Below are 1,122 nucleotides of genomic sequence, written 5' to 3' on the forward strand. Positions count from 1 at the left end.
GCCTTCGCCGGCGCCGACGTGGTGGGCTTGTCGACACTTTGTTTGGCTGCCTCGTTTCCGGCATCCGCGGCCGCTGCCGCGGCGGCCGTGCCCAGAACAGCGACTGCTGCAGCGTCCAGAGCTTCTATCGCCGCAGGGATTGCCAGAACACAGATCGGGCATTTGCCGGTGAGATCAAAGGAGTTGACGGGATCGCCGTTGGCGTAGTCGTAGTCGTTGGCTGATCCGCCGGAGACGGGATCCGTCTGGAGGAAGCGGCCCAGGGCGGGCAGGTAGGTGCGTACTCCCATCTCCAGGGCTTGTTGGCTGGCGAGGTGTTCGATCGGGACGGTGTGTTGGCCGAGCCATCCGAAGTCCATGCCGCCTTCGGCGGTGGCCGGGATGGGGATGTCGCCGATGATGCCGGTGGCCGGGTCGATGTTCTGGCCGAAGGGGTCGTACAGGTGGATCGCGCTGGTGCGGGCGGCGGTGCCGTCCGTCGTGAACAGGACGTCGCCGTGGAGGTTGGGGTAGGACCAGTTCGCCGTCGGACTGGTGCTGTAGGTCTTGGTGAGTACCGCGCCTCCGGGCAGTTGCAGCACCCGCTGCCGCAGGCTTCCGGAGCCGTCCAGTACGACGTCGGGGCCGGCGGAACCGGAGGTGAAGCCGTAGCGGCTGACCTGCGCGGGCTTGTCCTTGTCCTGGGCCGATCGCACCATGATGCGGTCGGTGACGTCGCGGGTGTAGGTGATGGACGTACCGGTGGCGGTGGTGGTGGCGACGTGTCGGCGGGTCGAGTCGTAGCCGAGGGTGTCGCTTCCGATCCTGGTTGTGTTGCCGTAGGTGTCGTAGGTGAGTGACAGGGAGGTGGCACCGCTGGTGGACACGAGCCGGTCGGCGTAGTCGTAGCAGTAGGCGGTGGTGGTCGCTGGGGCACCGTTGAGGCTGTCGGACAGCGTGGTGCGGTCGGTGTTCGCCCCGGCGTTCGGATTGGGTCCGCAGCCGCCGTCGCCGGCGTAACCGTAGGTCAACTGGTGGTGTGGCACCGTGGCCGCGACCAGGCGACCGATACCGTCGTAGGTGTAGCTGGAGGTGTAGACGGCACCGGGGTTGATGGTGTCGGCAATGGTGTCGTCGGTGACG

General features: G+C 66.9%; 1 protein-coding gene. It reads right to left on the reverse strand.

The features are described 5' to 3' along the window. Positions 1–1,122 (reverse strand): RHS repeat-associated core domain-containing protein (locus AB0O00_RS40810; protein ID WP_363659709.1); only part of this gene is annotated, 1,122 nt, incomplete at both ends.

It is taken from the genome of Kitasatospora sp. NPDC093558 (assembly GCF_040683475.1).
Classification (GTDB): domain Bacteria; phylum Actinomycetota; class Actinomycetes; order Streptomycetales; family Streptomycetaceae; genus Kitasatospora.